This is a genomic window from Aeribacillus sp. FSL K6-2848 (genome assembly GCF_038004325.1).
Classification (GTDB): Bacteria; Bacillota; Bacilli; order Bacillales; family Aeribacillaceae; genus Aeribacillus; species Aeribacillus composti.
On sequence record NZ_JBBOQQ010000001.1, the window covers coordinates 2,124,696 to 2,137,471 of the forward strand.

Here is a 12,776-nt window from a genome sequence, read left to right on the forward strand (position 1 = left end):
AATATCTATGACTACCTTTTACACAGATGATGATCATCCTTTAATAATTGAAAGCGGCCAAGGAATGAAAGTTAAAGATATTGAAGGAAAAGAATATATGACGGCTTTTCTTCCGTTTGACTAACGTACATGGTCAATCGTAAAAAAGAACTGGACGAAGCAATTAAAAAAAAGCTCGAAAAAATGGCCACTCCACATTGTTAGGCATGACAAATGTTCCAGCAACAGAGCTTGCGGAGAAGCTCATTCAAATAAGTCCTGAAAAGCTGACGCGTGTTTTTTATTCAGATAGCGGAGCTGAAGCGATGGAAATTGCACTTAAGATGGCGTTTCAATATTGGAAAAATATCAATAAGACAGAGAAACAAAAGTTTATTACAATGCAAAACGGCTATCATGAGGATACGGTCGGCGCCATAAGTGTCGGTTCCATCCAGCTTTATCATCAAGTATATGGGTCATTAATGTTTGAAAATTTTAAGGCACCTATTCCTTACGTTTATCGGTCAAAAAGCGGCGATCCGAAACATTGTCGTGATGAATGCTTAAACATACTTGAACAACTGCTTAAGGAAAAGCATCAGGAAATTGCCGCACTAACAATTGAATCAATGGTCCAAGGAGCGGGTGGGATGATTGTGATGCCTGATGGATTTTTAGCAGGTGTCAGAGAATTATGTACAAAATATGATGTCTTAATGATTGTTGATGAAGTGGCAACGGGTTTTGGCCGTACTGGGAAAATGTTTGCCTGCGAATATGAACATGTCCAGCCTGACTTAATGGCAGTTGGGAAAAGAATTACAGGCGGTTATTTATCAATCGCTGCCACATTGACGACAGAGGAGATCTATAGGGCTTTTTATGATGATTATAACAAGTTCAAAACGTTGTTCCACAGCCATTCCTATACAGGCAACCAGTTAGGATGCGCTGTTGCCATTGAAAATTTACGTTTGTTTGAATCGGAAAAAGTGGTAGAGCAAGTTAGTGAAAAAGCAGCGTATCTTCAACAGCTCCTTCGTGAGTTCAAATCACTTTCTCATGTGGGAGATATCAGACAGCTTGGAATTGAACTTGTTTATTCGAAGGAAACAAAGGAGCCTTTCCCTTCAGAAAAAAGAATAGGCTACCACGTTACGTTAAAAATGAGGGAGCTTGGCATGCTGACGAGACCATTGGGTGACGTCATTGTATTTATCCTCCGCTTGCCAGTACAAAAGAAGAACTTAAAGATATGAAAGATGCAATTGTCACGGGTAACAGAAAAAGAGGTTTTGCTTTTTAAAGACATAATGAGGTGACAAGCGTTGAACTTTAATGGGTGGTTAAACGACCGTTTAGCGAAGACAAAGGAATCCGGCTTGTATCGGACGCTTAGAACAATGAATACTGCACCTAGTCCCGAAATGTACGTAGATGGCCAAAAGTACATAGTATTTTCCTCAAACAACTATCTGGGCTTGGCCAATGATTCACGCTTGATTCTTGCAGCAGAAAAGGCATTGCACGAGTTTGGGGTTGGGAGCAGCGGCTCAAGGCTAACGACAGGCAATACGCAGTGGCATCAAAAGCTTGAAAAAAGATTTGCAGATTTCAAACAGACTGAAAGTGCCTTGCTGTTTTCAAGCGGTTATTTGGCGAATATCGGCGTGCTTACTTCATTGCCTGAAAAAGGTGATGTTATTTTTAGCGATCAATTAAACCATGCGAGTATTATCGATGGATGCCGTCTCTCACAAGCAGATACCGTCATTTATAACCATGTAGATATGGAAGATTTGGAAAAAAAATTAAAAGAAACAAATTCATCACGGCGACGCTTTATTGTCACAGATGGTGTCTTTAGTATGGATGGTACCATTGCGCCTTTAGATAAAATCATGTCACTTGCTCAACGTTATCATGCATTTGTCATTGTGGATGACGCACACGCAACAGGAGTTTTAGGAGAAAACGGCAGGGGAACAAGTGAATTTTTTCACGTCTTTCCGGATGTAGTGATTAGCACTTTAAGTAAAGCGGTTGGAACGGAAGGCGGGGTCGTTTCTGGATCGAAGGTTTTCATTGACTTTTTGCGAAATCATGCCAGAACCTTTATCTTTCAAACCGCACTATCACCATCTATTTGTGCAGCTTCATATACAGCATTGGAAATCATCGAACATAGTAAAGAAAAACGACAGCAATTGCTTATAAAAGCAAAACGAATAAAAACTAGTTTACAAGAAATGGGGTACACCGTGAAGGGAGATCATACACCAATTATTCCTGTATTGATCGGAGATGCTCATAAGGCTGTCCTATTTGCAAAAAGATTACAAGAAAAAGGAATATATGCCCCGGCGATTCGACCGCCGACTGTACCTATCGGAGAAAGCAGAATTCGGTTAACGGTGACCGCGGACCATAGCTTAAAGGAGATAGATTATTTGTTGCATGCATTTAAATTAATCGGAAAAGAGTTGAATATGATCAAATGAAAGGTTTTTTTGTAACAGGAACTGATAATGGTGTTGGAAAAACGATAATAGCTTGCGGACTAGCAGCTGTATTAAAAGAGAAGGGAATGGATGTCGGCGTCTTTAAACCGTTTTTAAGCGGTATTTCTCGTGATGATCCAACAAGCGATACAAGTCTTTTAAAAGGGAACCTCAAAGTCGAAAATTGACTTATGAGACACCCCATGTAAAAATTCTACTCCTTTAATATAGAGCGTCTGAAAAAATGAGGACGCTTCTTTTGATTAGCAACTGCAAATTATTTTTCTCCGGCACAACAGAATAAAATCTTTAGATGAGCAGAAATCGAGATTGTTTATATGTTTGCTTTTTTTGGATCTAAACCCCATCTCTTTAACTTTTTGACTAATGTGGAATGGTCGATGCCGAGTTCTTTTGCCGCAATCCGTAGTGATGGATATTTTTTGATCACATCTTTTACAATTCGCTGTTCAAATTTTTCCACGCGCTGTTTCAGCGTCAAAGCTTCTTCACCGTCTTTTTGATCATGAATGTGCAAAGGAAGATGGTGCGGCTCGATCAATTGAGAGGGAACCGATACGATCATGCTTTCTATTAAATTTTTCAATTCTCGGACGTTTCCAGGCCAATGGTAGCTCGTTAAAGCCTTCTTAGTTTCTTTTGACAATGTTTTATCGACATGGTAAAGCTTGCAAAAGTATGAAAAAAAATGATCAATAAGCGGTGATATATCTTCTTGGCGTTCAGATAAGGGCGGAACAGTTATTTCAACAACATGCAGACGGTAATAAAGATCCTCACGAAATTTTCCTTCTGAAACAAGTTGCTTTAAATCTTTGTTCGTTGCAGAAATAAATCGAATATCAAGCTTAATTGGCTCCCTGCCTCCTATTCGCTGAATTTGCTTTTCTTGCAATACTCGTAATAACTTTACCTGCAAAGAGAGAGGCATTTCTCCTACTTCGTCAAGCATAACGGTTCCGCCGTCCGCCAATTCAAGCAGACCAATTTTCCCCTCTTTATTCGCACCAGTAAATGCACCTTTTTCATAGCCGAATAGTTCAGATTCAAGCAGATGTTCAGGAATGGCCCCGCAATTCACTTTAATAAACGGCTTTTGTTTCCGTTGGCTGTGATGATGGATAAAATTGGCGATCACCTCTTTTCCTGTTCCGGAAGGGCCAGTTAAAAGGACGCTTGTTGGAAAAGGCGCCACTTGTTTTACTTTCTCATAAATGTTTTTCATTTTTTTGCTGTTGCATATAAACATTTGTTCTGATCCGTTCACATGAGCCGAAAAACGGTTTTGGTTTATTTCGGAAATACATTTTGCTTTTTCTAACTCTTTTCTAAGTTTATTTAATTGTGTGATATCCCTTACGCTCGTCACTACGAGCTCAACGTCTCCTTGATCATTAAATACCGGATTTCCGGTGACAATGACATCTTTTTTGCCTCCTATTTTTTGCATAATGGAAATTTGTCTCTTTTTTTCCAAAACTAAGAGAGATACTGACTGGTCAATATAACCATTCGTCATCAGATCCCGCATATGCCTTCCGACCAGTTCTGTGCGTTCAAAACCTGTAATCTCTTCATATGCGGAATTAACATAGATCGTAATCCCTTCTTTGTCAACAACATAAAGGCCGTCAGTTGAAAACTCGATAATCGCCTCAAGCTGTGTTAGTAGGCTGCGATATTGCTCGATTTCAGTAATATCTTGAATAACACTGATCGCACCGATGCGCTTGCCGTTTTGATACAGAGGAGTCCGGTTTACCATACATTGTCTGTCCGCTAGTATCATTTTTTGACCGATTGAACGATCGCCGCTTTCCACAACCTCCAAAATTTTTGTGTGAGGGACGAGTTCTTGAATATGCTTTCCTTCCCAGTTTCCATTTTCCGCTTGCAATAACTTTTTTGCAGCAGCATTCATCACAACAATGTTTCCTTTTCGATCGACGACAACTACTCCGTTATGCATGCATGAAAAAATATTTTCCCAAGTTAAGGAATTAATAGAGTTTGCTTTGATTATAATCACAACCTTTCATCTGATTGGTGAATTTTTTCAACCGTTTGGTGAATAATTTCACCATATATTTTCGATAATTTCGATTATTAATCCTTTTTTATGGTGAAATTTTTCAACAGTTTTTAGTAAAGAAGCTTAAAAATCCCTTTGTTTGTAAGAAGCTTTTTTTGGCATGCATTTTGCATTTAAATTGATGAGCAAAAAATAAGGAGGGGGAAAGTAGAACGAATGATGAATGAATAGAAAAAAAGAATATACTGCCTCTATTCTTTCAGCAGTATTTCTTGTACTGTATAAAGAAAGCGCTTACGGAATTTGGAATATGTTGTGGTAGAAATGGCTGAATGTTGAAACAAAAACAAGAACACATTTTTACATGTCGTCATTTAAGAATTATCTCATGTCTTGATTGACATTTTCTATTTCATTATAGGAGGGTTTTTTATGGCAAACATTATTAAAAAACACCCGAAACTGTATGTAATGGACAACGGCCGAATGAAAATGGACAAAAACTGGATGATTGCGATGCACAATCCAGCAACCATTGACAATCCGAACGCGCAGACTGAGTTTGTCGAATTCCCGATTTATACCGTTTTAATTGACCATCCTGAAGGAAAAATTCTTTTTGACACGGCATGTAATCCAAATTCCATGGGTCCTGCAGGCCGCTGGTCTGAAACGACGCAAAAAACGTTCCCATGGACAGCGAGCGAAGAATGTTACTTGCATAACCGACTTGAGCAATTAAAGGTCAGACCAGAGGATATTAAATTTGTTGTGGCATCTCATCTTCATCTCGATCATGCGGGCTGCTTAGAAATGTTTACAAACGCAACCGTTGTCGTACATGAAGACGAATTTAACGGCACATTACAATCTTATGCCCGCAACCAAAAAGAAGGGGCATACATTTGGGCAGATATTGATGCATGGATAAAAAATAATCTTCAATGGAGGACAATCAATCGGGATGAAGATCATGTTGAACTTGCGGAAGGGGTGAAAGTTTTAAACTTTGGCAGCGGTCATGCTTGGGGAATGCTTGGTCTTCATGTACACCTTCCTGAAACTGGCGGCATCATTCTTGCATCTGATGCGATCTATACGGCAGAAAGCTACGGGCCGCCAATCAAGCCACCTGGAATTATTTATGATTCTCTCGGATATGCGAAAACGGTCGAACGAATTCGCCGGATTGCCAAAGAAACAAATTCCCAAGTATGGTTCGGGCATGATGCAGAACAATTTAAAGGATTCAGAAAATCGACGGAAGGATATTATGAATAAAATTTCCCGGAGTTTATATAGAAGAAATGGGTGGAAACGTCCATTTAGATTTTAAAGAACACAAATGTCGATGCTTTAAGAGAACATTCCAGGGTGTGAAGGAGGAGAGTCATGACACATTCAAAGCTAGTTTTTACACCTTTATGTTATACTGGATGGGGTTCGTTAAGCCAGCTTGTTCCGGAAGTTGAAAAATATCAACCTAAGAAAATTCTTGTTGTGACAGATCCGGTGTTGAATGACATAGGGCTCGTTGACCGCGTCACATCTCCATTACAAGAAAAAGGATACAGCATTGATGTATATACTGACATCGAACCAGAGCCTCCGCTTCAAATCGGAGAAAAGCTTGTCGCCTATACGAGAGAAAACAAATTCGATCTCGTCATAGGTTTAGGCGGAGGAAGCGCAATGGATTTGGCAAAGCTTGCAGCAGTCTTGTCTGTTCATAAAGGAACAGTGGAAAGTTATTTAAATTTAACAGGTACAAATCAAGTAGATAAAAAAGGTCTCCCCAAAATTTTGATACCCACAACTTCCGGAACGGGCTCTGAAGTCACTAATATTTCTGTCTTATCTTTAGAAAGTACGAAAGATGTTGTAACACATGATTATTTGCTCGCTGATGTAGCAATTATTGATCCGGAACTAACTGTCACTGTCCCGCCGAAAGTGACCGCTGCAACGGGGATCGATGCATTGACACATGCAGTGGAAGCATATGTCTCAATCAATGCCAATCCGGTAACAGACGGTCTTGCCCTGCAAGCGATGAGACTGATCAGCCGTTCCATCCGTAAAGCTGTGTTAAACGGAAATGATAAACAGGCGCGGATTGATATGAGTTACGGCAGCTATATTGCCGGATTAGCTTTTTTTAATGCCGGCGTGGCAGGCGTACATGCTTTAGCCTATCCGCTTGGAGGACAATTTCATATTGCCCATGGCGATTCCAATGCAGTTTTATTGCCATATGTGATGGGCTACATCCGAAAAAGCTGCCAAAAAAGAATGGTGGACATATTGAATGCTCTAGGCGAGAATTCAAGCTATTTGTCTGAAAAAGAAGCTTCCTATCAATGTGTCGAGGAACTAAAAAGATTAGTGGCAGATGTCGGAATTCCGACAACTTTGGGAGAATTCGGCATTCCGGAAAGTGCGATCGAAAAATTGACGGAAGACGGGGTGAAACAAAAAAGATTGCTCGCAAGAAGTCCAATGAAGCTTAATAAAGAAGATATCCGAACCATATATCAGTCAGCCTTTCAAGGGATAGTAACGGAACCGTCATAATTGTCGATAACTTGAGTTTTATAATTCACAGTTGAAAGGAAGATAAGGGCCAGATTTTTGATATTATCCCCTTATAGTTAGACAGAAAAAAGAAAGGGATGTCACTGTCTACTAGAAGGGGGTATTTTTATAGGTAAAAATTAAAAAAACATACAATAAAGAATATAAATTAGATGTTGTGAAGAAATATTTTGATGAGGGAAGGGCAAACCGTGAAATCATGGATCACTTTCACAACTCTGTTTTTGCAAAATAAAAGTGCAGAGAATTACAAAATCCTTACGCAGTGATATACAAGGTGCTTTACATGGAGGGGGAGACATGAAAACCTTTTTTGGTTTTGCCAAAACTGTTGAAGCTGGTGCTTGGCTAAAGAATCATGGCTACAGAGGATCCATGCCAAGCTCTTGATGGATAGATCGCATATATGTATATTTATACAAAATTTGGATATAGATATACTGCAAAACTCTGTATTTTTTTCTTTCAGAAAACAACATGTCAATTAGGAACAAAGCAATGCCGTTCGAAGAAACGTTATCGAGTGGCCATCTTTCGTGACATCCATGGACATGAGATTCGCATTGTAGCCAATGTTTTGACTATCGGCGGAAAAGATCGCCGATATGTATCAAAAACGTTGGACGGTCGAGATCTTTTCGATGGATCAAGCAGTATCCTATTTGGGACAATAGAAAAAGCAGTCTACAATTAGTCGTTTGCGTCGTCATTGCCTGCGTGCTGTTAAGATGGCTATAGAAGTAGGTTCAAAAGGGGCTTACTTTCATTTCTTTTGAACGTCAACTTCTTTTTGGACAACTTCCTCTCAATTGGCAATCGGAGTTGCCTTGTTTAAGTATTCTCAAAGTTTTGGAAATGACATACCTAATTTTTGATAATCAACAGTCGTGTTGTAAAATATTAAAAAATAAGACATTGACTTCCAAAATATCGATATATTAACGAAGCGTTTAAAGCCATTGCTGATCCCACTAGAAGAAAGATTCTTTCCTTGCTGAAAAGTGGGGATTTAACCGCTGGTGAAATTGCTTCCCATTTTGATATGCAGAAACCGAGCGTGTCGCATCATTTAAAAATTTTGGGTCTTCGGAATATATGGTGGAATTACTTTTTTAACAGTTTGAAAACAATGGATGCCTAAATCGGATTATTTGGTGGAATGTTGAGTGATGTGTTGTGAGAAAGTTTAAATATTCTAATGAACAAGAGTGTTGCAAATAAATTTTCCAATGCCTTGTAAAAGTGTTACGACATACTGGAAAAAAGAAATTTATTGTTATGACTGTATTAGGTATTCAAAGCATCTCTGTCTAAAAAAAGAGATGCTTTTTTATTTCACACCAACAAAAGAAATTACAATAGTAAAACAATAATAATATATTAATTAATAACAATAATTTATTGCAAGACAATAAACTTTGTATTAGGATAATAATAACGGTAAATAAGTGAGGTGCTTTTATGGAACGAGGAACAACACTCTTTTTAAAGATAGCTGTTTTTCTTATTGGGATTACGGTACTTGCTTTGTGTATATTTTTGTTACCTTGGTTAGCAAATTATACCGCAGAAATGTATCCAGAATATGCTTATTTGCAATATCCTGTATTAATTGGTTTGTATGTAACTGCAATACCATTTTTCTTTGCTTTATATCAGACTTTAAGACTTTTAAACAACATTGATAAAAACAATGCTTTCTCGGAGTTTTCAGTAAATGCGTTAAAAAATATAAAATACTGTGCAAATGCCATTAGCATTTTATATGTAATAGGTAGTATTTTTCTTATATCACAAAATGCCTTACACCCTGGAATAGCACTTGCAGGATTTATAATTATCTTTGCTTCATTTGTGATTGCAGTTTTTTCTGCGGTTCTTCAAAAGTTGTTAAAAAATGCCATAGAAATAAAATCAGAAAATGATTTAACGGTCTGAGGTGAAAAATATGGCAATTATAATTAATATTGATGTGATGTTAGCAAAAAGAAAAATGAGTGTAACAGAACTATCTGAAAAAGTTGGAATCACTATGGCTAACATTTCTATTTTGAAAAATGGAAAAGCAAAAGCGATTCGATTATCAACTTTAGATGCTATTTGTAAGGCTTTGGATTGTCAGCCTGGGGATATTCTTGAATATCAAAGTGATAAGGATACCCAAGAATAAATAATCAAATAATTAATTTAATAAGGGGTTGAGAATTTATGAAGAAATCGTTACTTTTATCAATTTCATTTTTGATAGTTATGTTTTTATCGGCTTGTACGGATAATTCTATGGAACCAAATGAGAATAACATGATTTTAAGTATAACAAATAATGCTAATTTTGATTTTTAATCAATAGAAATCAGCATTGATAAAATTACAGGCGGTATGAGTAATGCTGATGGTTCCAAAATACAAAAAGGAGACACATTTGAATGAGGTAATCTGATGAAAATATTTGATGCGCATTTACATATTATTGATCCAAAGTTTCCTTTATACGAAAATCAAGGCTTCTTGCCCGAGCCATTTACAACAGAGGATTATTTACAACATGTAAATACAGTTGATTTAGTAGGTGGAGCAATTGTTTCAGGCTCTTTTCAAAAGTTTGACCAAACATATTTGTTGGATGCATTACAAAAACTAGGAAAGAATTTTGTTGGTATAACACAGCTTCCATACGATACGTCCGACGAAGAAATTATTGAGCTAAATAAACACGGTGTCCGAGGACTGCGTTTTAATGTGAATCGCGGGGGCTCTGAGGACATTCGTCGATTAGATTATTTTGCTAAAAGAGTTTATGAGCTAGCTAATTGGCATACAGAATTGTATATTAATTCAAAAGAGCTGCCGGCTATCAAGCCAATTATCGCCCAACTTCCAGCAGTATCCATTGACCATTTAGGCTTGTCGAAGGAAGGATTTCCACATTTGCTTGCATTAGTTGAAATGGGTGTACGTGTAAAAGCAACAGGATTTGGACGAATTGATTTTGACCCGGTTGAAGCGATGAAAAATATCTATAAGGTGAATCCAGATGCCCTCATGTTTGGAACGGACCTGCCTTCTACAAGGGCAAAAAGACCATTCCGGTTTTCAGATATCGAATTAATCCAAGAGCATTTTGATGATAAAGCAGTTAAAAAAATCCTTTATCAAAATGCAATGGAATGGTATTGTAAATAAAGTAAAGTGGAATTAAGTGTGAAAAAGGGAAATATAAAGCGAAAGTTTTCAAAAAAATTAAGAAAAGTAAACATTTCACGCCTTTTTATTGCATATTTATATTTTATTCAAACAAAGCATATACGACAAAATGGGATGTCTATTTAGATGGCATCCTCTTTTTTTGTTTTGGAGAAAATGGATTATGTCATGTTCTTCGCATGGAACTGTTTTTAACCTGCAGTTTAAAAAAACACATTGACTATCCAGTCAATTTTAATAACGAGATTTAACAAAAAATTGGATAAGGAAATTAAATGTAGTATAATGTAAAAAAATGTCTCGAGGATAATCAATGACTCTGGTCTCTCCCGTTTTTTATTTTTCCACAGTCAAGGAAACCAATCTGCAAGTAAACCGACGATCAGCGTGCAAAATGAAAATACTATATTTAATTAAAGGCGATCCAGCCAATTTGCGAATACGATAAATGCATTGATGTTCCCAAAATCGAAAACACTCAGGAACAACCGACTGCATGGCTTCATGTCAATTGACCGATACTGATTGCAATTAATATTGGATAGATCGTCGTATATACACGGGTACACTGGTCAACGTTTGTTTGCATCGTTTTCCTCTCCCAATAATTAATGAATAGTACATTATAATTCTTCTGGGTATTCCAGAAGCCATTAAGAGCGTTAATCCTTATAAATCAACAATATGAATGAATTTCATCACTCTAAATCCTTGTACATCAAAAGTTTCAAAACAAAAAAGAGTGCCCACAAAATATAAATAAAAAAGGAAAACCATACTCTTTACAGGTTTTCGTTATATAGTAACCTATTATTTTTATAGTTGAAACTTTTCAAATATTAAAAGTATAATAGCTGTTGTATTCATAATTTGGAAGGAGAAGAAATAATGGGGACTCTTGTAAAACTAAGCAATTTTGTCAGCAATACTTTTGCAATTTGGGTATTAATATTCGCGGCATTAGCTTTTTTTGAGCCAAAAGCATTTACATGGATCGTCCCTTACATTGTGCCGCTGCTAGGTATTGTCATGTTTGGAATGGGATTGACCTTGTCGGCCAACGATTTTAAGGAAGTCTTCGCACGTCCGATAGAAGTGCTGATTGGAGTAATCGCCCAGTTTCTTATTATGCCGCTTTTGGCCTTTTTGCTCGCTACCTTATTACCTGTCTCACCTGAAGTAGCGATCGGCATCATTCTTGTGGGCTGCTGCCCTGGCGGAACGGCTTCAAATGTCATGACGTACTTAGCAAAAGGTGATACAGCGCTTTCGGTCGCTGTTACGTCCGTGTCAACCTTGCTTGCTCCCATTTTAACACCGTCCCTGATTTTGCTGCTTGCGGGGAAATGGCTGTCCGTTTCAGCCGGTGCTCTGTTTTGGTCAATCGTGAAAGTTGTACTTATTCCTATTATTCTCGGACTGATTGTACAAATGTTGTTTAAAAAACAAGTAAAAGCAACCGTTCAAATTCTTCCGCTCGTTTCCGTTATCGCTATTGTGGCTATCGTGGCTGCTGTCGTCGCTCAAAACCAGCAGGCTATCGCAAAAAGCGGGCTTCTTATTTTCCTTATCGTCGTTGCTCATAATGGGCTTGGATTGCTGCTCGGCTACTGGTTTGCGAAGCTGCTTAAAATGTCAGAACCGAAACAAAAAGCGATTTCGATTGAGGTCGGCATGCAAAATTCCGGACTTGGAGCTGCGCTGGCGACTGCTCATTTTTCGCCTCTTGCCGCTGTTCCAAGCGCAATTTTTAGCGTTTGGCATAACATCTCTGGACCGATTGTGGCGACCTATTTCCGTAAAAAAAGTGAAAAGAAGGAAAGCAATCAATCAACGATTACAACATGATCTATAAAGATTAGCAGCACAGACCAATGACAAAGGTCTGTGCTGTTATTTGTGCGCCCGGCATGGGTGTAATCTATAGGGTGAAAGTCCCGAGCTGCGAAGGCAGAAGTAGCAGTTAGCTTAACGCAAGGGTGTCCGTGGTGACGCGGAATCTGAAGGAAGCGAGCGGCAAACTTCCGGTCTGAGGAACACGAACTTCATATGAGGCTAGGTATCACTGGGTGAGTTTGCAAGACAAAACAAAGCCCTTTCTGCCGAAGGTGATACAGAGTAAATGAAGCAGATGGATGGAAGGAAAGATTACACTCTTACCCGGGGAGGTCTGGCTGGCACGCCAAGTAACCTTGGTAACCTATCTAGTGATAGATAGCTGAACCGTCAGAAGTCAGCAGAGGTCATAGTATTAGTTGGTCTAGAACAACTAAGAAGGACCGAACAATTAAGAGAGAATAGCCCTTGGCATTCAGTGAGTCATGATGAACACAGAAAACGTAGTACCTCACTTGAGGGAGGAAGCGGTGAATCCCGTGGGAGATCTCTTGGAGGGTGGAGTGACCACTGGCATAAAGAGAACAGCTATTCACGGAAGTTAT

At 38.4% G+C, this 12,776-nt stretch carries 8 protein-coding genes and 4 pseudogenes; 11 read left to right on the forward strand and 1 reads right to left on the reverse strand.

Translation table 11 applies throughout. From position 1 onward, the window contains the following. The first annotated feature begins 26 nt into the window (after window positions 1-26). From bioA to bioD, 3 genes and pseudogenes are all read left to right on the forward strand, one after another. Window positions 27-1,288, forward strand: a pseudogene (bioA, locus tag NSS70_RS10275) (adenosylmethionine--8-amino-7-oxononanoate transaminase). 22 nt (window positions 1,289-1,310) lie between these two features. After that, the gene (gene bioF / locus NSS70_RS10280; protein WP_130156618.1) at window positions 1,311-2,483 is read left to right on the forward strand and encodes an 8-amino-7-oxononanoate synthase; all 1,173 of its coding nucleotides are present in this window, start codon (window positions 1,311-1,313) and stop codon (window positions 2,481-2,483) included. Next, window positions 2,480-2,647: pseudogene (gene bioD, locus NSS70_RS10285) on the forward strand (ATP-dependent dethiobiotin synthetase BioD); the annotation flags it as partial. The gene bioF and the pseudogene bioD, both read left to right, overlap by 4 nt. 170 nt (window positions 2,648-2,817) lie before the next feature. On the opposite strand, the gene NSS70_RS10290 reads toward bioD, so the two are convergent. Beyond that, a complete protein-coding gene (locus NSS70_RS10290) occupies window positions 2,818-4,524 on the reverse strand; it encodes a sigma 54-interacting transcriptional regulator (RefSeq protein ID WP_340882504.1) in 1,707 nt (568 codons plus the stop codon). 444 nt (window positions 4,525-4,968) lie between these two features. Here NSS70_RS10290 and ahlS point away from each other — a divergent pair, with 444 nt between their 5' ends. The 8 genes and pseudogenes from ahlS to NSS70_RS10330 all read left to right on the forward strand — a co-directional run bounded on the left by ahlS (window position 4,969) and on the right by NSS70_RS10330 (window position 12,183). Continuing rightward, on the forward strand, window positions 4,969-5,817 hold the full coding sequence (gene ahlS / locus NSS70_RS10295; RefSeq protein ID WP_063389500.1) for an AhlS family quorum-quenching N-acyl homoserine lactonase: 849 nt from the start codon (window positions 4,969-4,971) through the stop codon (window positions 5,815-5,817). A 111-nt stretch (window positions 5,818-5,928) separates the two neighbouring features. Beyond that, on the forward strand, window positions 5,929-7,110 hold the full coding sequence (locus NSS70_RS10300) for an iron-containing alcohol dehydrogenase (RefSeq protein ID WP_063389499.1): 1,182 nt from the start codon (window positions 5,929-5,931) through the stop codon (window positions 7,108-7,110). 496 nt (window positions 7,111-7,606) lie between these two features. Beyond that, a pseudogene (locus NSS70_RS10305) lies at window positions 7,607-8,006 on the forward strand (transposase); the annotation flags it as partial. Window positions 8,007-8,068: 62 nt separating this feature from the next. After that, window positions 8,069-8,212, forward strand: a pseudogene (locus tag NSS70_RS10310) (metalloregulator ArsR/SmtB family transcription factor); the annotation flags it as partial. 380 nt (window positions 8,213-8,592) lie between these two features. After that, window positions 8,593-9,069: a DUF2975 domain-containing protein gene (locus NSS70_RS10315; RefSeq protein WP_094245811.1), complete on the forward strand. Its 477-nt coding sequence runs from the start codon at window positions 8,593-8,595 to the stop codon at window positions 9,067-9,069. A 10-nt stretch (window positions 9,070-9,079) separates the two neighbouring features. Then, the gene (locus NSS70_RS10320; RefSeq protein ID WP_094245812.1) at window positions 9,080-9,301 is read left to right on the forward strand and encodes a helix-turn-helix domain-containing protein; all 222 of its coding nucleotides are present in this window, start codon (window positions 9,080-9,082) and stop codon (window positions 9,299-9,301) included. A 269-nt stretch (window positions 9,302-9,570) separates the two neighbouring features. Beyond that, entirely contained in the window at window positions 9,571-10,314 is a 744-nt protein-coding gene (locus tag NSS70_RS10325; RefSeq protein ID WP_066250671.1) for an amidohydrolase family protein, read from the forward strand. 909 nt (window positions 10,315-11,223) lie between these two features. Beyond that, on the forward strand, window positions 11,224-12,183 hold the full coding sequence (locus tag NSS70_RS10330) for a bile acid:sodium symporter family protein (RefSeq protein ID WP_340881445.1): 960 nt from the start codon (window positions 11,224-11,226) through the stop codon (window positions 12,181-12,183). Window positions 12,184-12,776: the final 593 nt, after the last annotated feature.

Excerpts from the sequence above, each read along its gene's own strand:
- ahlS (WP_063389500.1), top strand. The coding sequence starts at position 4,969 with ATGGCAAACATTATTAAAAAACACCCGAAACTGTATGTAATGGACAAC.
- NSS70_RS10300 (WP_063389499.1), top strand. The coding sequence starts at position 5,929 with ATGACACATTCAAAGCTAGTTTTTACACCTTTATGTTATACTGGATGG.
- NSS70_RS10315 (WP_094245811.1), top strand. The coding sequence starts at position 8,593 with ATGGAACGAGGAACAACACTCTTTTTAAAGATAGCTGTTTTTCTTATT.
- NSS70_RS10320 (WP_094245812.1), top strand. The coding sequence starts at position 9,080 with ATGGCAATTATAATTAATATTGATGTGATGTTAGCAAAAAGAAAAATG.
- NSS70_RS10325 (WP_066250671.1), top strand. The coding sequence starts at position 9,571 with ATGAAAATATTTGATGCGCATTTACATATTATTGATCCAAAGTTTCCT.
- NSS70_RS10330 (WP_340881445.1), top strand. The coding sequence starts at position 11,224 with ATGGGGACTCTTGTAAAACTAAGCAATTTTGTCAGCAATACTTTTGCA.